The sequence below is a fragment of the Enterococcus sp. DIV1937 genome, assembly GCF_050535975.1.
Classification (GTDB): domain Bacteria; phylum Bacillota; class Bacilli; order Lactobacillales; family Enterococcaceae; genus Enterococcus; species Enterococcus faecalis.
Genome location: NZ_CP172909.1, coordinates 1,811,538 through 1,837,396 on the forward strand (window position 1 = coordinate 1,811,538; position 25,859 = coordinate 1,837,396).

Annotated in this window: 20 protein-coding genes; 3 read left to right on the forward strand and 17 right to left on the reverse strand. The window is 36.9% G+C overall.

The genetic code is table 11. The features are described from left to right. Nucleotides 1–61: 61 nt before the first annotated feature. Both IGL13_RS08715 and IGL13_RS08720 read left to right on the forward strand, forming a co-directional pair. A complete protein-coding gene (locus IGL13_RS08715) occupies nt 62–1,789 on the forward strand; it encodes an ABC transporter ATP-binding protein (RefSeq protein ID WP_002370396.1) in 1,728 nt (575 codons plus the stop codon). A gap of 52 nt (nt 1,790–1,841) precedes the next feature. Further along, on the forward strand, nt 1,842–3,620 hold the full coding sequence (locus tag IGL13_RS08720; RefSeq protein ID WP_002374418.1) for an ABC transporter ATP-binding protein: 1,779 nt from the start codon (nt 1,842–1,844) through the stop codon (nt 3,618–3,620). A gap of 53 nt (nt 3,621–3,673) precedes the next feature. Here IGL13_RS08720 and trpS read toward each other — a convergent pair whose 3' ends face one another. The 10 genes from trpS to IGL13_RS08770 all read right to left on the reverse strand — a co-directional run bounded on the left by trpS (nt 3,674) and on the right by IGL13_RS08770 (nt 16,977). Then, nucleotides 3,674–4,678, reverse strand: coding sequence for a tryptophan--tRNA ligase (trpS, locus tag IGL13_RS08725; protein ID WP_002356846.1), 1,005 nt, complete (start codon nt 4,676–4,678; stop codon nt 3,674–3,676). Nucleotides 4,679–4,839: 161 nt separating this feature from the next. After that, on the reverse strand, nt 4,840–8,619 hold the full coding sequence (locus IGL13_RS08730; protein WP_002378521.1) for an Ig-like domain-containing protein: 3,780 nt from the start codon (nt 8,617–8,619) through the stop codon (nt 4,840–4,842). A gap of 10 nt (nt 8,620–8,629) precedes the next feature. Continuing rightward, complete coding sequence (locus IGL13_RS08735) at nt 8,630–9,598, reverse strand: hypothetical protein (RefSeq protein WP_002378522.1); 969 nt, start codon at nt 9,596–9,598, stop codon at nt 8,630–8,632. Between the two features lie 100 nt (nt 9,599–9,698). Continuing rightward, complete coding sequence (locus IGL13_RS08740; protein WP_002389950.1) at nt 9,699–10,370, reverse strand: hypothetical protein; 672 nt, start codon at nt 10,368–10,370, stop codon at nt 9,699–9,701. A gap of 12 nt (nt 10,371–10,382) precedes the next feature. Then, nucleotides 10,383–11,300 carry a carbohydrate ABC transporter permease gene (locus tag IGL13_RS08745; RefSeq protein ID WP_002383582.1) on the reverse strand — a complete coding sequence of 306 codons (918 nt, stop codon included), beginning with the start codon at nt 11,298–11,300 and terminating at the stop codon, nt 10,383–10,385. Next, the gene (locus IGL13_RS08750; protein WP_002356840.1) at nt 11,273–12,175 is read right to left on the reverse strand and encodes a carbohydrate ABC transporter permease; all 903 of its coding nucleotides are present in this window, start codon (nt 12,173–12,175) and stop codon (nt 11,273–11,275) included. The genes IGL13_RS08745 and IGL13_RS08750 overlap by 28 nt, the downstream gene beginning before the upstream one ends. A 150-nt stretch (nt 12,176–12,325) precedes the next feature. Continuing rightward, a complete protein-coding gene (locus IGL13_RS08755) occupies nt 12,326–13,603 on the reverse strand; it encodes an ABC transporter substrate-binding protein (protein ID WP_002356838.1) in 1,278 nt (425 codons plus the stop codon). Between the two features lie 49 nt (nt 13,604–13,652). Further along, nucleotides 13,653–14,795, reverse strand: a complete 1,143-nt coding sequence (locus IGL13_RS08760; protein WP_002356837.1) for a glycoside hydrolase family 88 protein — start codon at nt 14,793–14,795, stop codon at nt 13,653–13,655. 15 nt (nt 14,796–14,810) lie between these two features. Beyond that, nucleotides 14,811–16,610, reverse strand: coding sequence for a DUF2264 domain-containing protein (locus tag IGL13_RS08765; protein WP_002356836.1), 1,800 nt, complete (start codon nt 16,608–16,610; stop codon nt 14,811–14,813). Then, nucleotides 16,591–16,977 carry a hypothetical protein gene (locus IGL13_RS08770; RefSeq protein ID WP_002356835.1) on the reverse strand — a complete coding sequence of 129 codons (387 nt, stop codon included), beginning with the start codon at nt 16,975–16,977 and terminating at the stop codon, nt 16,591–16,593. The genes IGL13_RS08765 and IGL13_RS08770 overlap by 20 nt, the downstream gene beginning before the upstream one ends. A 175-nt stretch (nt 16,978–17,152) precedes the next feature. Here IGL13_RS08770 and IGL13_RS08775 point away from each other — a divergent pair, with 175 nt between their 5' ends. Continuing rightward, entirely contained in the window at nt 17,153–18,214 is a 1,062-nt protein-coding gene (locus tag IGL13_RS08775) for a LacI family DNA-binding transcriptional regulator (protein ID WP_002356832.1), read from the forward strand. Between the two features lie 40 nt (nt 18,215–18,254). Here the strand turns inward: IGL13_RS08775 and IGL13_RS08780 are convergent, their stop codons facing one another. From IGL13_RS08780 to IGL13_RS08810, 7 genes are all read right to left on the reverse strand, one after another. Then, nucleotides 18,255–19,088, reverse strand: coding sequence for a hypothetical protein (locus tag IGL13_RS08780; RefSeq protein WP_002376929.1), 834 nt, complete (start codon nt 19,086–19,088; stop codon nt 18,255–18,257). Nucleotides 19,089–19,290: 202 nt separating this feature from the next. Beyond that, nucleotides 19,291–19,614, reverse strand: coding sequence for a PTS sugar transporter subunit IIB (locus IGL13_RS08785; RefSeq protein WP_002356829.1), 324 nt, complete (start codon nt 19,612–19,614; stop codon nt 19,291–19,293). Nucleotides 19,615–19,623: 9 nt separating this feature from the next. Then, nucleotides 19,624–21,219 carry a solute:sodium symporter family transporter gene (locus IGL13_RS08790; protein ID WP_002364405.1) on the reverse strand — a complete coding sequence of 532 codons (1,596 nt, stop codon included), beginning with the start codon at nt 21,217–21,219 and terminating at the stop codon, nt 19,624–19,626. Nucleotides 21,220–21,242: 23 nt separating this feature from the next. Continuing rightward, nucleotides 21,243–22,133, reverse strand: a complete 891-nt coding sequence (gene iolE / locus IGL13_RS08795; RefSeq protein ID WP_002356826.1) for a myo-inosose-2 dehydratase — start codon at nt 22,131–22,133, stop codon at nt 21,243–21,245. Nucleotides 22,134–22,154: 21 nt separating this feature from the next. Further along, nucleotides 22,155–23,174: an inositol 2-dehydrogenase gene (iolG, locus tag IGL13_RS08800; RefSeq protein WP_002356825.1), complete on the reverse strand. Its 1,020-nt coding sequence runs from the start codon at nt 23,172–23,174 to the stop codon at nt 22,155–22,157. 23 nt (nt 23,175–23,197) lie between these two features. Then, entirely contained in the window at nt 23,198–24,205 is a 1,008-nt protein-coding gene (locus IGL13_RS08805; RefSeq protein WP_002356824.1) for a Gfo/Idh/MocA family protein, read from the reverse strand. Nucleotides 24,206–24,378: 173 nt separating this feature from the next. Beyond that, nucleotides 24,379–25,836 (reverse strand): CoA-acylating methylmalonate-semialdehyde dehydrogenase, encoded by a 1,458-nt coding sequence (locus IGL13_RS08810; RefSeq protein ID WP_002356823.1) that lies wholly within the window; start codon nt 25,834–25,836, stop codon nt 24,379–24,381. Nucleotides 25,837–25,859: the final 23 nt, after the last annotated feature.

Consider the following 25,859-nt stretch of genomic DNA (forward strand, 5'->3'; position numbering starts at 1 on the left):
TTGAACGTGTACAATGACTCTTTGTAACAGCTAAAACGGTATTGTTTAAGGAGGAATTTTCATGAAATTAATGAAAGAGTTTATTAAAGAAAATAAATGGATTGTTCTTGCGACAACTTTAACCATCTGTTTGCAAATCGCAGGAACCCTTGGCGTCCCTAAATTAGTTGGCAAGTTGATTGATGTGGGCATCGTTAGCGGTGACCAACAAGTAATTAAAACGATTGGCATACAAATGTTTCTTGTGGCATTCATTGGAACAATTGCCGCAATTATTTCTAGCTATTTGTCTGCTTTAGTAGCTGCTAAATTTGGTTTTCAAGTTAGAGGATTGTTCTTTAAAAAATTTCAACAATTCTCGATGAAAAATGTTGATAAATTTGGTTCAAATTCTTTGCTAACTAGAATGACCAACGATGTAGATAATGTTCAAACAATGATTGTGCTGTTTTGCCAATTAATCTTTCCAGCGCCTATTATTAGTTTATTTGCCTTAGTGATGACATTTTCTTATTCAGTTTCACTCGCTTGGGTAACATTGGCTTCCATCGTATTTTACTTAGTCGTTGTTTATTTTTTAATGAAAAAAGGTACCCCTTTATCTTTAAAAATTCAACCAAAAATGGATCGAATTACTACGACTTTACGAGAGTTCTTTACTGGAATTAATATGATTCGTGCGTTCAATAATCAAGATTTTGAAGAGCAGCGAACCAATCAAACATTTAAAAATTATGCTGAACGCATGAGCAAAGTGAATCGAATCTTTGCTTGGATTACTCCCGTTGCCTTTTTATTAATGGGCGTTGTGTATGCCTCTATTTTGTGGTTTGGCGGTAATTTAGTGGCGGTAGGCACCCTACAAATTGGCACCGTTACAGCTGTGATTGAATATACGCTTCTAACTTTGGCCTACTTAATGATCGCGGCTATGGTATTAGTTGTCATTCCACGGTCCGTTGCTTCCTTGAATCGCTTGCAAGAAGTTTTGTCAGAAGAAATTGAAATTAGCGATCCTCACACTGAAGCAACCATTGCTTATCATCCTGAGAAAGCCTTGATTTGCTTCGATCACGTCACGTTTCAATACACAGAAACAGCTGATCCTGTTTTAGAAAATGTTAGTTTTGTCATCCCTAAAGGAAAAACAACGGCGATTGTTGGGGCAACTGGCGCTGGTAAAAGTACTTTAGTTAAGTTACTTTTACGAATAAATGAGGTCACAGCCGGCACGATTAGCTATTCTGGCACAGATATCCGCTCATTATCTCAGCAAACGATTCGTAAAGTCATCAGTTATGTGCCACAAAAAGCCTTTCTTTTCAGTGGGACAATCTTATCAAACTTATTAATGGGAAATGCCAAAGCAACTACAGAAGAAATAAGAACGGCACTAGAAATTTCACAATCTTCTGAATTTATCGATTCCTTACCACAAGGGATTGAAAGTTTCGTAGCACAAGGCGGGTCCAACTATTCTGGTGGTCAAAAACAAAGAATGTGTATTGCACGAGCCTTAATCAAACCGGCAGACGTTTATATTTTCGATGATAGCTTTTCCGCATTAGATTACAAAACTGACGCTGCTCTACGTGCCGCTTTACATGCACAAATGTCGGACAAAACTTTACTCATTGTTGCTCAACGGTTAAGTACAATCATGAACGCTGACAATATTATCGTCCTAGATGAAGGAAGGATTGTTGGTCAAGGCACCCACGCTGATTTACTTACCACTAATAGCTATTACCAAGACTTTGCTAAATCGCAAGGTATCTTACCCAAGTAATTAAAGAAAGGATGTGACTGCTTGAAAGAAAGTTTTCTTTTCAAGCCATACAATGAAAAAAACAATGAATCTTCAAAGCTTTAAACGTTTCTGGAAAATGATTAAACCTGAGCATCCAATCTTTTATGGTCTAATGATCTGCAGTTTAATTGGAAACTTATTAATTGTTGCCATGACCTATATTATGGCAATCGGGATTGATAACCTCTTAGAAGCTATCAAGCGTGTCGGGCTCAAAGGTATGACACTTCCTTTAGTTGAAGAAGCGCTCTTAGGTCCCGTCTTACTTTTAATTCTCTTTTCAATCATTAGTAGTATCACTTCTTTTATTCAGGAACGAGCAATGGCTTCTTTAAGCGAACGGGTTACTTTAAGAATTAGAAAAGAAGTGACAAAAAAGTTTAAAACTTTACCAATGGCCTTCTTTGACAATCACCAAGTGGGCGATATCATTAGTCGTTCAACAACTGGCTTAAACCAATTGTCACAAGTTCTTTTAACAGGCATCAACCAATTTTTCACTTCCGTCGTGACTATCCTTTTTGCAGGAATCATGTTGTTCTACATTGATGCAAAATTAACCATTTTAGTGTTGCTGCTAATTGGCGGCAGTACTTTCATGACGACAAAAATAGCGAATAAAAACAAGGTGTTTGCTGATCAAAGTCAAGCTGAATTAGGTCAATTAAATAATAAGATGGAAGAATATTTAGCAGGAAATTTGGTCACAAAAACCTTTAATCAACAGCAAAATGCTGAAAAAACAATTGATGCTGTTAATCAACAACATTATCGTGCCTTTAAAAAAGCACAGTTTCTAAATTTTGCGATTTATCCAGCTATTCGTTTTATTAATCAGTTGGCTTTTATTATTAGTGCTATCTTAGGCGCAATGCTCGTTTTATCTGGTGGTATTACGATTGGTTTCTTGCAAGCGTATTTGCAATATATCAACCAAATTTCTGAGCCGATTTCTACCGCTTCTTATGTCATTAACTCAATTCAAGCAGCGATGGCTTCCATTGATCGGATTTTTGTTATCTTAGATGAAGCTGATGAACAGCCAGAAGCAACTCATTTAGAAACTATTTCTTCTCCTAAAGGAGCCATTGAATTTAAAAATGTTCAATTTGGCTACACACCAGAAAAAATTTTAATGAAGAATGTTGATTTTTCTGTTCAACCGAAAAAAACAGTGGCCATTGTAGGACCCACCGGCGCTGGTAAAACAACATTAGTCAACTTATTAATGCGTTTCTATGAAATAAATCAAGGTGCCATTACTTTTGATGGGATTGATATTACGAAACTTTCTCGACAAAATCTAAGAAATTTATTTGGCATGGTTTTACAAAACACTTGGCTATTTGAAGGAACCGTAGCAGATAATATTGCCTATGGAAAAAAAGATGCTTCTCGTGAAGAAATAATTGAAGCAGCTAAAATTGCTCAATGTGATCATTTTATTCGGACCCTTCCTCAAGGATATGACACAATTATTTCTAGCGAAAATGGTGCATTATCACAAGGGCAACAACAGTTATTAACCATCGCCCGAATCATTTTAGCAAATCCGCCCGTTGTTATTCTCGATGAAGCAACTTCGAGTGTGGACACACGAACAGAAGCCCATATTCAAAAAGCGATGGAAACTGTCACAGAAAATCGAACAAGCTTCGTTATCGCTCATCGATTATCCACGATTGAAAATGCTGATTTAATTTTAGTGATGAAAAATGGCGATATTATTGAAAAAGGAACGCATCAGGAACTATTACAAGCTCCGACTCTTTACGCCAGCTTATATAATAGTCAATTTCAAACCACTTAAAAAGAACTGGAACAAGTCATTCTTCTTTTGACTCGTTCCAGTTCTTTTATTGCTTAGAAATATTGAATTCCCATTGCTTTTTTGACTTCTGTTAAGGTTTGTGCTGCCACTTTTTCAGCAGCAAGACTTCCTTTATGCAACATTTCCATAATCGCTTCTGGATTTTTAGCCAGCTCTTCACGACGTCGACGAATCGGTGCGAGTTCTTCTTCTAAGACATCAATTAAGTAACGTTTAATTTTCACATCTCCTAAACCGCCATGACGATAGTGCTCTTTTAATTCTTCAATATATTCTTTCTCTTTCCCAAAGACATCCAAGTAAGTAAAGACCATATTTCCTTCAACTTGTCCTGGGTCCTCTATACGAATATGATTTGGATCGGTATACATACTCATTACTTTTTTCTGTACCACTTCAGCTGGATCTGAAAGATAGATACCATTGCCTAAAGACTTACTCATTTTTCCGTTGCCATCAATTCCTGGCAAGCGTCCCATGCCTTTTGGTGGTAACACAGCTTCCGGTCTAACTAAAACTTCACCGTACGTCTGATTAAAACTATGCACAATTTCTTGCGCTTGTTCCAACATTGGTTTTTGGTCTTCCCCAACTGGGACTAAGTTCGCTTGAAAGGCAGTAATATCAGCAGCTTGTGAAACGGGATAAATAAAGAATCCTGTCGGAACACCTTCCCCAAATTTTTTTTGCTCAATTTCTGCTTTGACCGTTGGATTCCGACGAACACGTGACGTGGTCACTAAATTTAGATAGTACATTGTTAATTCAGCTAACTGTGGAATTTGCGATTGGATAAAAATTGTTGTTTTCGTAGGGTCTAAACCAACTGCTAAATAGTCCAAAGCAACTTCTAAAACATTGGCTGAAACTTTTTCGGGATTTTTTGCATTATCTGTCAATGCTTGTAAATCTGCAATCATGACAAATAATTGATTTGTAGGGTCTGCTTGCATTTCTACTCGTTTTTTTAAGGAACCTACGTAATGTCCTAGGTGCAATTTACCAGTTGGACGATCACCTGTTAAGATAGTATTCATTGTCTACACACCTTTATCGTTTACTTTCATTTATTATTTTACCTTGTTTTAAAAAGAATGAATAGTAGGCAATAGAATATTTATTGATTCTAGATAATCGAAGAGACTAGAAAGATTGCAAGGTACAGCAATTCTTGTTCCAGTCTCTTCAAACAGTTTATTTATTTTGTGACTTTAATTGAAAATTGTGCAGTCACTACCGGTAAAACTTTGCTTGTTACTTTGATTTGATAATTTCCTGCAGCAGTCGTTGCTTCTGTCCTAATCAGACCGTTTTCATCTACACTTACTGTATTGCCAGCATCTGGTGTAACCAACTCATACGTTACTTGCGAGCTCCAAGCATCCGTTTCTGTGTGCGGCGCTTGACCAATCACTTTAGATTGAATTTGATAATTTTCGCCTGATTTTATAGTGGCTGTTTCTGTAGCAAATTGAATTCTTTCAGGAATCGCATGAGTTTGCACGACTTGGAAAATTTTTCGTTCATCAGGATTCGCAATTCCTATTTTTTCTTCTACTGCAGCAGGGAACTGGTAAGTACCTGGCGGGCTACTTGGCGAATAATTACTAACATCGTCATCCCAAGAAATAACCTTCAATTTCGTTTCGCTACCATCATCTAATTTTGCAATTACTTCAGTTGGCAAATTCAGTTCGCCTCGCGAGGTGCCTGTTAATCGATCCAGCGTAGGCAATTCCTTGAATCCAACAATATGTTTAGCGGTGACTTTTACATTGGCAATAATTGGCATTGAGACACCTGCTGCTCGTCCTACAACAGTGAATGTTCCTTCTTTTTGATAAGAAGATGCTGGAACTTCTGACCAATTGACAGTCACTTCTCGTTGTGAACCATCCGAATAAAAAATAGTTGTTTTTTCTGGTAGATTAGGGGCTTGACCCGCTTCTGTCGTGACCTCAATCGACTCATGTTTGACTTCGAAAACATTCGATAAAACAATTTTAGGAGCTAAACTATCCTCTGTTAGCTGTTGACCAGTTGGCAAGGTCAATTTGCCTGCTAAAAAGTCTTGATAGGCCTTTTGTGCGCCTTCTTTTGAAAAAGCATCAAACCCAGCATTATCAGAATCATAACCAGGCAAACGACTGTCTGTAATCGCTAATAAGAAACTTAACTTGGCTGGAATTTTCTCACCACTTTGAATTAGCTTCCGTAGATAGTTACTAATATCAATAGAGATTGTATTTTGATTATTCATAATTGAGCTATTTGTAAAAGATTGTCGAGCAATAAATTCTTCATTTGGTACATTTAAATTATTTGGACCATTGTTCCAAGTAATGGTGTTACTCATCCAATTAGTATCTGTTCCATAAACATCTACTTGGAACTGCGTATTTTTCAAACGTTCATCATTTGTATTTCCAGCACCATTCCACGCATCATAACGCATCACATTTAGTTCTAAATTGGCACTTTTTAGTGATTGATAGTTCTTCAATTCTTGTGTATCAATTTCAACGTAAATCCGGCGATTATACCCCGCAGAACTAGCATTTTTTAATTTTAATGCGTAATTGCCCGTATAGTTTACTCCATAAGGATATTTATAGGCGTCTCCTGAACTAATGGCAGCGGTACCGCCTGCTATAGCAGAGTATGCTCGGTTACCATCACTCTTTTGAACATAGGCAGTTTGAGCTGTTTTTAGTTTAACGGTGTCTTTTCCTTCACCAAGTTCACCCTCAAAAGAGACCTTGGCTGTTACTTTGACAGCATCTATCGGTAAGCCGATAACTGTTGCTGCAACTTCAACTGTGCCTGCTGTATTAATTTTTTCTTGAGGGATTGCTTCCCATTGTAACTTAAATTCTTTTTTGCCTGTCGCAACCACTTCTTCATTAACGACTTCTTCGTACGTTAATTCAACTTGCTCTGGCAAATTAGGATACACACCTGTTGCCGAACTAATTTCTAACACTTGATTTTGATAACGAATACTTTTTTCAATTGTGGATGCTTGTTGCGCACCAATATCTAAAACTTTATTTTTCAAGCTATTTCCAAAGAAGTCTTCGGCCGCACTGTTCACTTCCGACAAGCCTTTACCAATCGCTGGAGAGGTTTCTTTTAACTGGAACATTTGTGCTCGCTGACGTAAGCGTTCTTTAGAAGTAAATTCAACCACATTATCTTTTGTTGGTTTCAATGTCGTAAATTCTTGCTCTGCCAACTCTTTCACTTTTTCAGGGTTATCTGTGATTTCTAATTGTGGTTTTTCAAAAATGTTTCCACTTGATACTAATTTTTCAACAGTTGCACCACTTTTTTCTGTAGCAATTTCTTTTGGCCAAATAACATTATTTTTGAAATATTTTTCTGGATTATCGACCATTTTACGTTCAATTGGTTGTGTCCCATTTGTTGGATAATTAGATAAGAATTTTAATTGTCCGGTACCTTCTTTGTATAAAATATTATTGTAAAAATTGGCTACTGTACCACTGTTGTCAGAACTATTTCCTTCACCAAATAATGATGTTGAAATGCCGTCGCCAACATAAATCGTATTATTGTGGATAGTTGGCATTGCCGCTCCATCATTTTTCACCCAATAATGGAAAATGCTTTGTTCTTTATAATTGTAGCCACCAGCTCCGCCTGGATTGTCTTTACCTGTTCCTCGGTTACCACCGCCGTCATTAGCTGAGATATTGTACCGAATAACCGAATTTTTTTGATCAGACATAAGCAATAAAAAGCCGCCAGTATTATGATGTGAATAGTTATATTGATAAATAACATTGTTTGACTGCATGTCCACATCATAAGCTTCGGCATCGTTAAATCCATATTTGATTCCGTATACTTCGTTATATTGGAACAGTCCGTCATCTACAGACATTGCCCAAACGCCCGCGTAATTTTGTGTACCATAATCAGCATTGCACATTCGGACAGCAACATTTCCTTCGACGACTCCGCCACTTTTGGCTTCTGACAAGACAATCCCGTCGCCAGCAATATCTTCTAAATAGTTATTACGAATCGTAATATTAGAAAACGTTTTGTAGAAAGTGTTGCCTCTTGAGGTATCTGAATCAGCTTTTGTTCGAATTCCTTCAAGTCCCACTCGTTGAATCACATTATTTTCAATCAAAATATCATTAAATCCAGTCGTTGTTCGATGATCATTGGCTGCCGTTACTACATTGCCATTCTCATCAAACCAACTTCCTAAAACAATAATTCCACCTACCGCTTTTAATCGTTTGGTTGCAGTATTCCCACTTAGATTCAAATAATATTCTGTTTGAACATCATGAACATAGTTATTCCTTATCGTGACACTATTGAACGTTCGATTTTGTTCATATCCTAATACTAATATCCCCGCTCTTTGAGCATCTCCTGGTTTCTTATAGCCTTCGAGATTATCTAGCTCTGGTGTATTTGTCACTTCTAAATTTGAAATATCCCAATATTCTTGGTTCACTAACTGCACGGCCCCTGAGATTGCACGTTTGAAAGTCCCTGTGCTGTAGGTGCCACCACCGTTAATAATCGGACGCCGTGTTGTTTCAAAAATGGTTTCTCCTTTGTCATTCGTATCATAAAAATCAATGACAATCTTTTGTGCCGCTGTCCCATTCCCTTTTGGATGCAACAATTGGTTATTCCAGGTACTTTGCGCATTCAGCAGAAGATGGTCGCCTGGCTGAAACTCCGTCTGATTCACTTTTTCAAAATCACGCCAAGCACTGGCTGGAGACTGCCCATCATTGGCATTATTTCCTCCTTCCCCATCCACATAGTAGGTCGTCCCACTTTGAGCGACACCTACTGAACGAAAAAGTAACGGTTGATCACTCACTGTTTCCCCATAAGCAGGAAGACTAAATAATTGAAGCTGGGAAAAAACAAGCAAAATAGAAAGGAAGATGGTTACACTTTTAAAATACGCTTTTTTTCTCATTTTCTGCTCCTTAACTGTTTTTATTTTGATAATTTTGAAAAAACTTTTCTCTGTCTTTCTCCAACAAGTCTACTTTGGTTGCTTGTTGATACGTAGCTAATTTCTCTTTGTAGCGTGTGTTGATATAGGCATTTTTGCCAAATTGTGGTGCTTCTTCAAACTGTAAAAGTTGCCCTCCTTCCTTATTAAAAATATAAAAGTATTGGTTTTCGTGGTATCCTTTCACCACGGTACCAACAGCTTTTTCACTAAGAATCTCCCCAACAGACAACGAATAAATATCCTCTTTTTGGATTTCTGCACTCTTCAATTGATACGATTCAATAACAAGATTAGGTAATTTATTTTGCCACTCCAATAACGTCTCCTCATAAGATAGATTCGGAGAGATTGCTTCGGCTATTTTTTCTAATTCTGCTTGCTTACCTGAAAAATTTGGAATTTCAATTGCTTCAACAAAGTAATCGGTCTTTTTATATTTATCATCCAATTGCTCAAAGGCCTGCCGCAATTCTTTTTGCGTTGGCTTTTCTTTCTCCATTAATTTCTCTTTTATTTGGTCCTGTAATTGTTGATCTTTTGCATCTAAAAATTGCCAGAGCGTTAAACTGCTCTTTTGGTCTTGCCATTCTTTTTTTTCTTGCCCAAATGTTTGTGAGTGGGCTATTTCTAACTCCGTCGCCAGTTGTCTAATCATTTTATGTTGTACTAAATCCTCCATTGCAACCTTCAGTAGTTCCTGAGCGGGTGATTTTCCGTTATACGTTTTGCGCCAGAAATTTTTTCCAAACGAAGTTAAATTATTCTGATCAGAGAATTGCTTCGCTACACGATTCATATTTTTATCGCCATAAACAATTAATTCTTCGACTTGGATTGCTTCGTTATTAATCATACTTTGCTGGCTGGTAGTAAAAATAACGAGCACAAAAATAGCACCTATCAAAAAGCTATTTAAAATAATTATTTTTTTCTTCATTCGTTCGCTCCCTCCACTTTAATAAACAAGGCAAGAACAAAATAAGCAACCCCACCTTCATTCATTTTCCTGAAAATCGAGATTACTTATTATGTAAAAATTATTTATTCTTTTTTTGCTTTTCATGCAATTTCCCAGTATTTAAATAAATAATCCCTAGGAACAGGACAGGGGTTACAACAAACCCAAACTGTGGCTTCAAAAACATCATTGCAAACATTGAGAATAGTAAAAAAACATTTAGACAGCTGACATACCATTTCCGCAGTCCATAGTAAATTGAAATCCGAAACACATCTTTAAAAGAAGCTTGCGGGTTTCGTACTTGAAAATACCAAGCATTCAGCATAATAGCTAACCCAAAAATTAGCAGAAGGACCATCAATGGAATAAACCATTTACCAATCGTTGTTTTGGCAAAAAAGAATATATCTGTCACACTGATGATGCTACTTCCTAAGCCAAGCAAGCTGATAAGAAAGCCTCTTAACCCAAACTGACGAAACTTTTGGAAAAAAGTTTTAAACGGATCCAGCTCCTTTTCTTCTTTAAAAGTATCGATTAAGCCTAAAAGTGCAATCATCCCTGCCCCCATCGGCAGCAACGTTACTACAAAAAGTGGGAGGTTTCGTGGATCAATGTCTAAGCTAATCACCGCTATAAAAAAAGGAATGTTCACTAAGAGAAGCCCTAGATTACCGATAAATAAAATGTAAAGCCAGCGAAAAATTTTCATATAGATATTATTATCAAAGGTTTGCTTAGTAAACATTCAAACTTCCTCCTAATTCTTCATTCCAGATGTAGCAATACCTTCAACAAAGTATTTTTGCATTGCTAAAAAGACAATCCCTACTGGTAAAATAGAAACCACTGATGCGGCCATGATTAAGGCATATTCAGCATCAAATAAACCGACGAACATTTTCAAACCTAACTGAATCGTTTTATTCTCAGTAGAAGATAAATAAATGAAAGGTCCCATATAGTCATTCCATGTATTCACAAAAGTAATAATCGTGAGACTGGCTAAAGCTGGTTTGGTTAATGGTAAAATAATTTTCCAATAAATTCCCCACTCACTTAACCCATCAATCCGCGCACTTTCACATAGTGAATCTGGAATACTACTGTAATATTGTTTCAGTAAAAAGACTCCAAATGCATTAAATGCTTGTAATAAAACAAGTGACCATAACGTGTCAGTCAAACCTAATTGACGCATCATAATAAATTGTGGAATCATATACGATTGCCAAGGAATAGCAATTGTTGCGATGTACGTAATAAAAAGTGTATCTCTTCCTCTAAAATTCATTTTTGAAAAGCCATATGCTGCAAAGCTTGAAGTAAATAGTTGAATAATCGTAATCACAATACTTAAAAATAACGTATTTTTAAAGAAAGTTAACAATGGAATGCGTTCCCAAATAACGGAATAGTTTTCTGGATGCCAACTTTTAGGAATCCATTGAATTGGAATGGTGAAAACTTCATTGTTTGTTTTAAATGATGCTGAAACCATCCAAATGAAAGGAACCAAAGTAATTAACGCAAGTAAAGTTAAGAGAATGATTACAAGGATCCCACCAGGTGTGACTTTTTCTGCTTTTTTCGTTTTTGCTTTTCGAGTATTTTCTTTTTTTGAAAAAGTTGCTTCCATCTTTTCTCCTCCTAAACTTTCTCTTGATGTTGATTCCATTTAAATTGGGCCACAGTAATCGCTAGAACGATGATGAATAAGACCATCGCAATGGCTGATGCATAACCAAAATTAAATTTGACAAAGGCTTCATTGTAAATTTCGTAAACTAACACATTCGTTGCACGTCCTGGTCCACCACCAGTCATAACTTGAACTAAGTCAAACACTTTGAAACAGTTAATTACAAGCATGATAGTCACGAAAAAGGTCGTTGGTCGTAGTGAAGGTAAGGTAACATTTAAAAATTGATTCCATTTACCCGCGCCATCCATTGACGCTGCTTCATATAATTCTCTTGGCACACTTTGTAAACCAGCTAAATACAAAATCATATAATACCCCATAAAGCGCCACACACTAACGATGATAATTGCTGGTAAAGCCCAAGTAGAACTAGATGTCCAGCCAGGAGGATTTTCAATAAATAATTTCAAAAATTGATTAATTGGTCCCATTGTTGGATGAAATAGCATATTCCAAACGACCGCAATCGCAACTAATGACGTTACATAAGGAAAGAAAAAAGCCGTTCTAAAAAATTTCATCCCTCTAATTTTACGATTCAACAAAATCGCTAGTCCTAATGAGCAAATCAATGTTAACGGAACAACACCAATCGTATAGATAAACGTTTGTTTTAACGAAATCCAAAACGTATCATCATGAATCATTTTGGTGAAATTTTTCATTCCGACAAATTCAGGAGTTGAAAAAGAATCCCAACTCATAAAAGCTAAAATCAGTGAACAGATAACCGGGATTAAAGTGAAGAGGAAAAAGCCAATAAAGTTTGGTGCGATAAAAGATAACGCAGTCCACGTATTTTTTCGTCTCAATTTATTTGCTGTTTTTGTTTTTGAAGTAATTTCCATAATTGTATTCTGTTAAGTGAACTTAACAGGCCCTCCTTCCAAACTCAAGCTACATTCTTTATTTAAAAAAATAAGCTGAAATTCATTGTAGGTTACTCATTTCAGCTTATTTTTTTCATCAATCTTTTGTGTTTTTGCAGGAAATAATAGTTAGTCTATCTCTGCTTTGACACGTTTTTCCATGTTAGCAATACCATCTTTTGGTTTTTCGTCGCCGACCATAATTAAATCATGTTCTTCTTGTAATACTTTATCAATTGCGGCACCGTTTTTATCAGATGGGAATTCTAAATTAATTGTATCTGGGTTAAAGGCTTTTTGTGAGACTTCATCTGAAGGCATTCCTTTTCTTGCAAAGTAGATTTTATCAATTTCATCTGTTTTATAAGAAGGAACCACCCCTACTTCTGCTAAAAGTTTTGCACCTTCTTTACCTGAAGCAAAGTCTAAGAATTTTTGAGCAGCTTTTTGTTTTTTACTGTTTTTATTAATTGCAAAACTTGTCGGTGAGCCAAAGGTAGTTGCTTTGCCTTTTTCTTGTTGTGGTATTTCGGCAATCCCCCATTCGACATTTGTTTTGCCATCATCAATGTTTGTTAATAAAGTCCCCATGTACCAGCTACCCATGTACATCATCGCCGCTTTTGAATTTTCAAATTGTGATTGATACGTTACTTTTGTTGATTTTGCTGTTCCAAAATCCATTTGTGATTGATCTTTTTGCATTCTCAATGCGCGATCATAATAAGTTTCCATATAATTGTATTTTGGTTCAATCAAATTGGCATTGTTTTGAGCAGCAGCAATCGCTTGAACGGTTGAGCGCCAAGTATGTTGATAGGCACCATATACTTGTTCTTCTGGTTTAGATAATTTTTTCGCTAACGCTTCATATTCATCCCAAGTTAAGTTATCGGGATAGGCAATTCCGGCTTCATCAAACATTTTTTTATTGTAATACAATACCCAGAAATCTGTACGGTAAGGCTGAGCATAGGTTTTACCATCGATTTCATACATCTCGTAACTTGCTTTGGCAGGTGCGATATCTAAATCTTTAACGTGATCGGTTAAATCCACCAATTGATTGCGTAGCGCGTAATTAGAATATGAAAGTAAGTTTTTCATGGTTAAAATATCCGTCGTATCTCCTGATGAAAGCATCGTTGTTACTTTTGTGTCATAATCATCTGAAGCAATGTCCACCGGTTCAATAGTGATATCAGGATTTTCCGCTTCAAAAGCTCTGAATAATTTCTCAAATTCTGGGGTCGTGTCATAATTCCAAGTAGTTACTGTTAATTTTGTTTTGCCATCTTCACTCTTTTCAGTTGCTTTCTTTTCACTTGAACCACCACATGCTGTTAAAGTTACTGCCGCCACCGCTAACAACGCTGCCGCTGTTAAGCCTTTTTTCCAAAATTTCATTTGTACTACCTCCGCTATTTATTATTTTTTAGGAGTTTTCCTCCATGAATTACCAAAAAGAATACCAGCTTTTCGCTAAACGAGTTAACGCTTCCAAATAAAAGTAGTCGCCCCAAATCATGCATTCATCGACTCCTGTATTTGTTTTTTTATCATAGACACCATGAAGCAATAGGCCGTTCGACTCTGGTCGTAAAACCGTTGTATACTTTTCCGCTAATGCTTGTAATAGTTCTAGCGCAACCTTTTCATAATAGCCATGTTTTTCATCATTTAATGGAAGCTGACGAGATAATTCTAGTAAGCCACATGCAGCAATTGCAGCAGATGAGCTATCACGTTCTTCTTCACTCCCTTCATTGAAAATTAAATCCCAGTAACAGATTTTGTCCTCTGGTAATTCTTGAATAAAGTAATCAGCAACATTTTTTGCTGTTTCCAGAAAACTACTATCTCCTGTATATAAATAACTTAACGTAAAGCCGTAAATTCCCCAGGCTTGGCCGCGAGCCCAACAAGAATCGTCTGAATATCCTTGTTGCGTCTTACCGTATAAAGCTTCGCCTGTTTCCGTATCAAAATAATACGTATGGAACGTGGTGTGATTTTCTCGCACAATATATTTTTGTGTTTGTTTCGCATGATTGTAGGCAGCTTCATAATACTCTTGCTTGCCAGTCATTTTTGCTGCAAAGTATAATAATGGTAAGTTCATTAAACAATCAATAATCATTCTACCTCGTTGCTCTGGATCGTCTAAATTCCCCCAAGCTTGAATAATCTTGGCTTTTGGTGAATAACGTTTCATTAATAAGTCCGCAGCTTGCAAGGCCATTTCTTTTGAGGCCTCATGACCATTGACTTGATAATCGGCAATTGCTGTTAAAATATACAAAAAGCCTATATCATGTGTTTCCAGCTCAATTTGTTCATCCAAGCGATGTTGAAAAGAAGCCATCTGTGTGGTAATCACTTCATCGAACTCTGTTGAATTTGTTAATTCCTTTGCTAAAAATAACATTCCTGGCCAAAAGCTGGCCGTCCAGTCAATATTTTCTTCAGGATAATAAATTTGATTTAAACTTGCCGCGGGTGGAACTAATTCTTTAAATGTCTCTAAATTTCCTCGAACTTTGTTTAAAGCAAAACTGATTTGCTTCGGCAACCACTCAATCTGTCCATTTTCTGTCATTGTGTATTTCTCCCCCTAATTCCCCAAAATTACAACTTTTTCTTCAACTAAAAGCTGATTTTCTTTTAACCTAACTTTAACTGGCTCAATTTGCTCATTCGGTAGTACGCCTGTCACCAATGAAATTAAAAGATGTTTCCCTTTCGACAAGTTTGCTTTCAAATATGGCAACTCCGTTAATGGATAAAGTAAATTTGTATTCGGTTCTGTTCGAATAATCGCAGCTTCAGAAAAGCCGTTGATATTTTCTACTTTTGACACACCTTTTGCATTTTTTACCTCAGCCATTTGATCAGAAACACAAGTGACCTTTTCATCGAAGAGCGGGATTGAGAAGCCACCTTCATAAGCCACTAATGCACGTTGTGTCTCAATTTCGTGGATCCGTAAATGTTGGCCTTCTAATGGTACAATTGTCGTTTTGATTGCTACATCGGACCAAGGATGCCATTGATGAATGATACGATCATCAAGAATTTCGTACTGATCATCTAATCCTTTCGTGCGGAAATAGTGGTCGTCTTCAGCTAAAGCCAAGCAATTATCATAAGCACCTTCGTAATACCAATAATCACTCTTTATAGTACTGAAACCAAAATGGGAAGAATAAACAAATTTACTATATTTATCATGCGCATGAGCTTGATAATTAATAAATTGTCCCGCTGGAAACATTAAACCATGTGTCCCTGCATCATTTACTTGATAGTAGTTCCGACTTTCTGGTGAAGGTAAGTGTTTTTCTGGAAAGCTAATAGGCTGTGTTTCTGCTTGCCAATAAGGATGATCTTTTGGAACCGCTAACAAAATAAATGTTTTAAAGGCCCAATAAGGTGAACCAGGACCATTATAGCCTTCGGCAAAGACCATATTTTGATAATCATAACCTACCGACAATAATCCATCTGTTGTAAAAATATCTTTGTTCATCCATTGATGAAGATGTCGGCTGATTAGACCTTTGATCTCACCCCACGGCAATGCTTCAACATCTGCAAAAACTAAGGCACTAAAAAATGACACTTGAGCAAAACGATACGTTAAGCTACGTCCGAAGGGAATCGCTTCTCCTGGCTGAGTAAACCAATATTTAAACTCTTGCGCGAACAAAGTTGCTCGTTCCTTCATAATAGCCACTCTTGCGGTATCTTCCGGGGCAAAACGACAATACAATAAACTATAATAATGAATAGCAAAAGAAACATAATAATCAACTTGTGTCTCGACTCCGTCATAATACCAACCATTACCGACATAAAAACGATCAATTACAGCCAAATCAACAGCAATCTGTTCTTTTGAATACGGCATTTCACAATGTTTCATCGCTAAATTCAGCAACACTCTAAAGAAATGCCAATTATTTGGCGGAATAATGTTTTCATTGGCTTGTATCAGCCAACTGTGTAAATTGTTTTGCTGTTCTTTTGTTAATTGGTCCCACGTTTTTTCTTTGTTTAACAAAAGAAATGTACTTAATGCTGCCATCTCAACAATCAATTGATCATAATCTTTTGTTTTTCCCCAATAAGATGAACTCTCAGGATCGGTTCCTTCGATAATTCCCGTTAGAAATTCATTCAAATACTCACTTTCATTTTGCGTTACATAAGGACCTAGTCCCCATAATGGTCGTAAAAATGCCTCCGCATCACGTGTTCCTTTAGAATAAACTGTCCCGTGTGTCCCTAAATCCAGATGACCTTGATATTCTCGATCAAAAAACAATTCCAGTGGCGCTAATAAATCTTCAAATCCTTCTGCAACTTCTTCGTATGTTTCAAAAGGATTCTGTCTAATTCGTGGCTGAATCATGATTCTCCTCACTTTCAATTAATGTCCCTTTCAAAAAGCCGTAATATTCTCCGTAAACTGTCACTTCGTCACCAATCTTCAATTTTTTCTTTTGCTCATTAAAAACTTGATATTTACTAGAACCACTTTTCAAAATAAAACGATCACCTTTTTTTATTAAACTGGAACGACTGTCACTCTCAACAATCTCCCCTTTCAAGGAAATATATTCATTTAAACGAACGTCACCATTTTGTAATTCTGTTTCTGAATAAGACTGTGCCGTTTCCTTTAGATTTTGAAGAGACTCTTCATCAAATTCTTTTTCACCGGATTTACAACCTGTTAAAGCAAGTAAAATTAGTAAAAAAAGTGAAAATCTTTTCACTAAACCACCTTCTCCATCGAATTAAAGCGCTTTCTTTGACTTTATAGTATATTTTTTTAGTCAAAAAATCAATAGTTTTTGCTAAAAAAAAGTAAAAAAAGCTTTTTCTTGCTTTTTTTTACTAAAAAGAAATATACTATATGCTATAATAGTACTTGAGAAGGAGGCATTTAGAATGGCAACTATTACAGATATCGCAAAAGTCGCGAATGTTTCAATTTCAACTGTATCGCGAGTTCTGAACTATGATCCAAACTTATCCGTTACAGAGGAAACCAAGCGAAAAATTTTTGAAGCAGCAGAAACCCTGAATTATACGAAATATAAAACTAAAAATAAAAACAAACAGCAGGAGCAACTGACACCTAACCTTTCCGTACAAACAGCTCCGCAAGAGCCTTCGATTGCCGTCGTTCAGTGGCGTTCAGATGACGAAGAACTAACGGATATTTACTATATGTCGATTCGTTTAGGCGCTGAAAAACGGGCCGAAGAGTTAGGTTACAATATTCTAAAAGTTTCTCAATTGGAACAACATAACCTTCAAGGGATTGATGGCATTTTGGCAATTGGCAAATTCACTCAAAAGACGTTACAAGAGTTGCAGCAACTGCATCCCAATCTTTGTGTAATTGGCAGTAATTTCCCATTGGAAGAATTTGATTCTGTAAATACTGATTTTTATCAAGCAACCGAGATTGCCTTAACCCATCTTTTGGAATTGGGCCACGAAAAAATTGCCTTTATTGGTGCCGAAGAAAGCGAAAATATGTATGGTTTCCGTCGCTATAAAACACCGACAACCAATGCTTATCTTGACATTATGCAGCATTATCACTTGTTTAACGAAGATTATTTTATCTTAAAAGAAAATGGCATGTTGGATGTCAAAACAGGGGAACAATTGACAGAAGAAGCGTTAGAGAAATGGGGAAATGATTTACCTACTGCGATTCTTGCTTATAATGACGCCTTTGCAATCGGTGTGATACATACGTTAGCCGCACACGGTATAAAGGTTCCTGAAGAAATTAGTGTCATGGGGATCAATGATATCTCTATTTCTCAATATGTCTCACCGCCGCTATCCTCTGTCCATGCCTTTACTGAAGAAATGGGCGAGACAGGCATTAATTTATTGCACAAACGAATTCAAATGCCTAGCATTCCTCGTAGAGTCCTGTTAAACACAGAATTGGTTGTCCGCCAATCGACAACTAGCCCACGCCAGAAATAAAAAATAAGGACCGCTCCTATAAAGGAACCGTCCTTATTTTTTATTTGTTTTGACCAAATAATTCAATTTGTGTTAATGCTGGAAATGGTGATGGTTCATCTGCTTGAATTAACTCTGTTAGTATCACCCACTCCACTGCCCGTTTCGCAAAGGTAAAGCTCTGGCGTTGCTCAGTCTTAACAGTTTTAAAAACTTCATGTGTACCGTCGGAAAATTTTAAAGTCACTTGTTGCCAATAATTATCATGAGGAAAGTCCGCTCGTAATGTTAAGATCACTTTATCCAACAAGACTTCACGCCCAAATTCAATTTTTAATGCGGCATCTAATTGCTGATTAATCCCCCATGATTGATAAGGATACGGCCCATGATAAAGATTAGCGAAGGTACCGTCAATCGCATTACAAGCAAAAAAAGTAGCATCATTTCGCGTTTCCACGTTGGCAGATGCATGAGGATACGCACCAGTAAAATGTTGTAAATCATGCGGATTTAACGCCCAATTACGATAACTCTTAATTTCTTCTTTAGTGGCAATACGCACACTTATATAAGGTTTCTTGGTTTCAAAACGATACGCTGCTCGCGCTTCGATAGCGTTTTCATTTTTTATGATTGGAAACGTCCATTTTTGTTCTGGAACATAAATCAAACTGCTATCAAGCGTAGCATCTAACTTCACCATTAAATAAGTATTGGGCGTATCTAAACAAACTTGAATCACATCGCCGTCTTGTAATTGACAATCCCGAGCAGCTAAACAAACAAAATCTTTTCCTGTAATAGTTAACTCTTTCAAAGAATCTGAATCATCTATCTTAGCTTTTCTAACTTCTTGTTCTTGATTTAAAATCGATAATGAAATACACGTCATATGCTTCCCTCCTAGTTTTACCTTTATTATATATTATTTTAGTAAATTAATCTATTTTTTACTAAAATAATGACTTTAGCTTTATTTCTATAAAAGTATTTGGTACTCACTATAAAACGTAAGATTTTGATTCTGCTCTTTTTGAACACAATAAAAAAGCAAGACATCAACCAAAGTTGACTGATGTCCCACTCTCTAAATCTTACTTTTCGATACTTGCGAGTATCTTCTCTGTGTTCATATAACGAAAATCTTCTTGATCGATAAAAACAACCTGCCCCTGACAGCCTTCTAAATATTTTTCCACTTTTTCTTTGACACGAGCGACTTGTGGGGTCAACATTAACACATCATACTCTTTATAACCAAGTTTTTCCTCAATCCGACAAACAGGCGCATAATCTAAATCATAAGATAACTCTTTTTCCCTAATTGCTTCAAGTAATTTTGAAACTAACAGCGATGCACTAATTCCTGTCTCACAAATAATCAATATGTTTTTGCTCATAAACTTCTCCTCATTCATGAAATATTTTTATCTAGCAAATCCGATTGGTGAAAATGCTGCATAGGTTAGGATAACCACGACAACTAATATACTTGCGACAAGTTTTGTATGTTTCCAAGGTTCAATATTTACTTTCGTATCAAAAGAATTTAAAACAAATTCGCCATCTGGTTTTATTTTAGAAACTACTATTAAAATAAGAATGTCTAAGAAGAAGAGCAGGCTTAAGACATATAAAAAATGGATATCTTTCAAAAATACTTTTGATAGCGCATACAAAATAATGTGGATAGCAATTGTCATTTTTGCTCCAAAAGCAGTTGCTTTTTTGGAATAAAACGCAAAAAGTATAATCACTAACAATGGCATATTGTATAATCCATTAAACTCTTGAACAAATTGATACAATCCAGCTGGTGCAAAAGAAATAAACGGTGCAACGATAATTGAAATAATCCCTACAATAACTGTAACTGTTTTTCCCGCACGAGCAATTTGTTTGTCATCTGCTTTCTTATTGATAATTGGTTTGTAAAAATCTAGCGAAAACAGAGTCGAGGTTGCATTTAAAGCCCCCGCAAAGGAAGATAAAATTGCCCCAAAAATAACTGCAGCAAAAATGCCGAAAAGCATTTTTGGTAAAACTTCAGTTACTAAATATGGATATGCGTTATCAGGATTGGACATCAACGCATCCCCAAAAAGATTTCTTGCAACAATTCCTGGAAATACTAAGAATAATGCGCCAAACACTTTGAAAATCCCCACTAAAAAAGCCCCTTTTTGTGCTTCTGCTAAATTTTTTCCTGAAAGTGCTTTTTGAACAATCATCTGATTGGTACACCAGAAATACAAATTATTAAACAACATCCCTGTAAATAATGTTGGCCATGGTACAACAGCAGAATCAATTGCACCTACAGAGTTCAGTAACCATGGTGTGTTTTCAACAACCTGTTCAATCCCACCAATAAAACTGCCATCACCCAGTTTCATTAAACCTAGTATTGGAACCAACAAACCACAAACCAATAAACCAACGCCATAAATCGAATCGCTATTGGCACTTAAAGATAGGCCGCCAATCAGCAGATAAAGAATCCCAACAATACCAATCACCATCGCCACAAGAATGATTGCGACAATAGGTTCGACACCCAGCAGCTCATCAATATGAAAAATCTTATTGAATACTAGTGACCCAGAATAAAGAACTACTGGTAAAAAAGAAATCATATAGGTAACAATAAACAAGATTGAAATAATTCGTTTTGTAACTGTATCATAACGAATTTCAATGAAATCTGAAACCGTATTAATACCGTATTTAAAATATTTTGGTAAAAAAATGACTGCCAATGCGACAATTGCAATTGCAGCAGTTACTTCCCAAGCCATAACTTCCATTCCTGCATGATAGCTTTGACCGTTTTGTCCAACAATTTGCTCTGTGGATAGGTTGGTCATAATAATTGTCCCAGCAATCGGTAAGGCTGTTAAGCTTCGGCCACCCATGAAGAAACCTTCTGATCCAGAAGTATCTACACTTCTGGATCGAGAATAGGCAAAAATCCATACGCAGATGACAATTACTAGGAAACTGATTATTGAAAATAGATTCATTGTCTAGCTCCTTCTCGATTAGATTAAAGATCGGCGACCTTTCGGATATAGTTTCGTGCTTTGACGGCATATTCAAACGGATTGGCTTTGGCAGGATCTTGTTCCGCTTCAACTACAATCCAACCTCTATAGCCACTCTCTTCGATTGCTGACCAAATTGGTTTGAAATCAATCATACCATCCCCAGGGACTGTAAAGACGCCTTTTTTCACGGCCTTTAAGAAGCTATCTTCTTCTGTTCTGACTTCCTCTGCCATTTGTTGGCGAATATCTTTGAAGTGAATGTGTTTAATCCGGTCTTGATAGCGCTGATAGATTGCGATTGGATCTTCTCCTGAGAAGACAAGATGGCCAGTGTCAAACAATAATTTAACTTTTGTCGGATCCGTCATTTTCATTAATCGATCGATTTCTTCAGTCGTTTGGACTCCTGTCCCCATATGGTGATGGTAAACAATCTCCATACCTTTTTCATGTGCCAAGTCTCCTAGTTTTTCTAATCCTTCAGCTAGTTTTTGCCACTCTTCATCAGAAAAAATTGGTTTCTCATTAAAAACAGGAGCCGTCATAATTCCTTGTATGCTGTGTCCTTGTTCAGCCACAACAATAACCTTAGCATCCATTGCATGTAAGAAATCTCGATGTTTTTTGAAGTCTTCCGCGGTTTCTTCGAAAGGTTTTGTTGTTAAAAATGTACTAAACCAAGCACTCGCTACTTTTAGTCCACGAATATCTAAATATTGTTTTAAAACCTGTGGATCTTTTGGATACTTGTTACCAATCTCCGTACCTTTGAATCCAGCTAGCGCCATCTCACTAACGCATTGTTCAAACGTATTTTCGCTTCCTAGCTCTGGCATATCATCATTTGTCCATGCAATCGGCGCAATAGCTAGTTGAATTTGTTTCGCCATTATGTCACTCTCCTACTTCATTTATAGTTGTACCAAACGATTCGTATCAAATGATTCTTGACAAGCTAATGCAATTTTTGTTGATTGTAGACCATCTTCTGCATTAACTGCTGGTTGACGTTTTTCTTGAATACAGGAAATAAATTCTTGTGCTTCTCGAATGAATGCTTCTCTAAATCTTTCTGGAAAGTTTTGAGAGCAAGGTCGCACAACCCCTTGATTATTCATAACAGTCACTAAATTTTTTTCAGGTACTTGCGCTACTCGTAACATCCCTTTGGTGCCCATGATTTCTGTTTCGACATGGTAACCATGTGTAGCATTTCTTCCAGCAACTAGTAAAGCCATTGTTTTATCTTTAAGACTCATCATAGCTGCTCCGGTTTCCAATTCACCGACTTGATCTAATTCTGGATATGCAGCATTTTTACCAATTGCCCAAACTTGTTCTACCTCTTGACCAGTAAACCAACGAACCAAATCAATATCGTGAATCGCCATATCTAGAAATAAACCGCCACTATCATTGTTCATTGCAAACTTAACGAAGCTTTCCAGTCCATCACTCGGATCAATTCCATAACAACGGATTAACGTGACTTCCCCAATTTCCCCGTCTTCTACCATTTTTTTCGCATACTGATAAGATTCATCGTAACGGCGCATGAAACCTAACATAAATACTTGCTCGGGATATTTTTCAATAACCTCTTGTGTTTTTTTTATGTCCTCAATTTCAATTCCCAATGGTTTTTCAGTAAATACGTGTTTCCCATTTTCCATAGCTAAACGGACTTGTTCACAGTGGAATCCTGAAGGTGAAACAATAAAAACGGCATCAATTACAGCGCTTTGAACCATTTCTTCATAACTAGAAAACGTATACTTAACACCTAACTCCTTCTGTGCAAATGCTAATTCTGATTCAACTAAACTACAGGCGGCCGTAAGCTCACAGCCACTAACAGCAGAAGATAAATTTTTTGCGTGTACCTTGCCTAATCTACCTAGTCCTACGATTCCTACTCTAATATTTTCCACAAAACCCCTCCTTTTTTTAAGAATTATTTGGTATATAACGCTGGTTGTTCATCTATTTCAATCATTACTTTTTCCCCTGACTCACGAGATTCATGACAAGCCATCATTGTGATTGCTGCCACGTAGCCATCCCAAGCAGTTGGACCAACAAGTTTATCGTTTTTAATTGAATCAACCCATAACTTAAATTCGTAATCATACGCATCTAAAAAACGCGTTTGCCAGTCGGGCGAAATTGGTGTGTAATTTTTCTCCGCAGCTTTAATTTTGGTATAGGCTGGATCCGTCATTCCGACTTCTGCCGTTTCAAAAACTACGTCACACTTAATGTCGTAGCCAAAACGACAATTAACAAAAATTTCTAAATCAATTGTTACACCTGATTTCGTCTGGAAAATCAGTAATTGAGGATCATGTAAATCTGCATGTGTATGACTGGTTTTCTTTGGTAAAATCATTTGCACTGAGGCATAATCTTCGTCTAATAGCCAACGAAGAACATCGATTTCATGGATTGCAGTATTACTGATTGCCATTGGCGTCTTATAATTTTCATCAGCGCTTGGATTTCTATGCGCACAATGGAGCATCAGAGCTTCACCATACTGTTTTGATTCAATTGCTTCTTTCAACTCAATGTAGCCACGATCGTATCGACGCATGAAGCCCACCTGTACCAATTTTTTACCATAAGCGACTTCTGCATCTACAATTCGGCGACATCCTGCGGCATCCATTGCTAATGGTTTTTCGCAGAATACGTATTTTCCATGCTTGATTGCTTCCAAGACATATTTTTCGTGTGTTGGGTCCCAGGAAGTAACAACAACAACTTCCACTTCTTCAGAAGCAATTAATTCTTCGCCTGTTTTGAAAAATTGAGCCCCAATCTCCTCAGCAATTTTGCTTGCCGCTTCAACATTAATATCTGATACTGCTGTTACAAAAGCGCCTTGTGTCTTGTGATTAATTCTGTTAATATGTTCGATTCCAATCGCCCCTGTACCAATTACGCCTACTTTTACTTTCAATTATTTGTCCTCCGATTTCTTTATTTTATGCGCATTATGTATACGCTTACAATTTAATTTAGTCAATCATTATTTTCAGAAAGTCCTGTCTTACATTTGTACTAACAAAAGATACTTTCACCGCTTTAATCATAGAATCTTCGAAGCTCCTTTGACAGAGCTTCGAAGTAAAACTAGTTTATTTCGCTAGGAGCGTATCGAGCGGTCACAACTTTTCGATGTGTATAAAATTCTACACTGTCTTTTCCATTGGCGTGTAAGTCACCATAGAAAGAGTGTTTCCAGCCAGAAAAAGCAAACCAAGCCATTGGTGCTGGTACACCTAAGTTGATGCCTAACATTCCTGCATCAACATTCTCTCTAAAGTAACGGATAGCTGAAGCATTACTCGTATAGAGACATGAACCGTTAGCAAATTCTGATTGATTGGTCAGTGTAACTGCTGCTTCTAGATTTTTCACTCGAACAATTGAGGCAACGGGTGCAAAAATTTCATCTTGCCAAATCTTCATGTCCATCGTGACACGATCAAAGATCGTAGGTCCCACGAAGTAGCCTTTTTCAGGAATATTTTCACGGCCATCTAACAATAAGTCCGCTCCTTCATCAATACCTTTTTGAATGTAATCAAATGTTCGTTGCTGCGCCTCTTTTCGAATCACGGGGCCTAAAAAGACTCCTTCTTCCAGACCATTTCCAATTTTTATCGTCTGTGCTGCAGCCTTAAATTTTTCAACGAATTGATCTGCAATAGTTTCTTCTACAACGATCACCGAAGCAGCCATACAGCGTTCACCGGCTGATCCAAAAGAGCCACCGATAATGTCTTTTACTGCACGATCAAGGTTGGCATCTTTTAAAACGATAACATGATTTTTTGCGCCAGTTAGTGCCTGGACTCGTTTCAGATTTTTTGTTCCTTCTTTATAGACATATTCACCAACATTTTTTGAGCCCACAAAGCTAATTCCTTTTACTAATGGATCACGCAATAAAGTATTAACAACATCGTGTGCCCCATAGACAACATTAAAGACGCCACTTGGAAATCCTGCTTCTTCTATTAATTCAACAATTTTTTCCATCAATAATGGCGTTTTTTCGGAAGGCTTCAGCACCACCGTATTCCCTGCTGCTAACGCCATTGGGAAAATCCAAAACGGTACCATCATCGGAAAATTGAAAGGAGTAATTCCCCCAACAACACCGATGGGATAACGGTAATTGGTAATTTCAATATCTGTAGCCGCTGTGGATAGAGAATCACCCATTATTAAATTCGTAATGCTCGCTGCGTGCTCGACATTTTCAATCCCTCGCTGAACCTCACCTAATGATTCTGACAAAGATTTTCCATTTTCAAGCGTAATTAATCGTGCTAGCTCTTCTTTATTCGTCATCAATAAATGATGCAATTTGAAAAGATAGCGGCCACGAACTGGAACACTTACTTTTTTCCATGTTTGAAAAGCCTCATCCGCTACTCTGATTGCTTCTGCAGTTTCTGCTTCACTAGATAATGGAACATTTACTAATGCTTCTTCTGTTGCCGGATTGATCACTTCTTCAAATTCAGTGGCTGTACTTGTTACCCAGCGGCCACCTATATAATTCTTTAAAAATCGAGTCATTTATTTTCCTCCTAAAAAAAGTC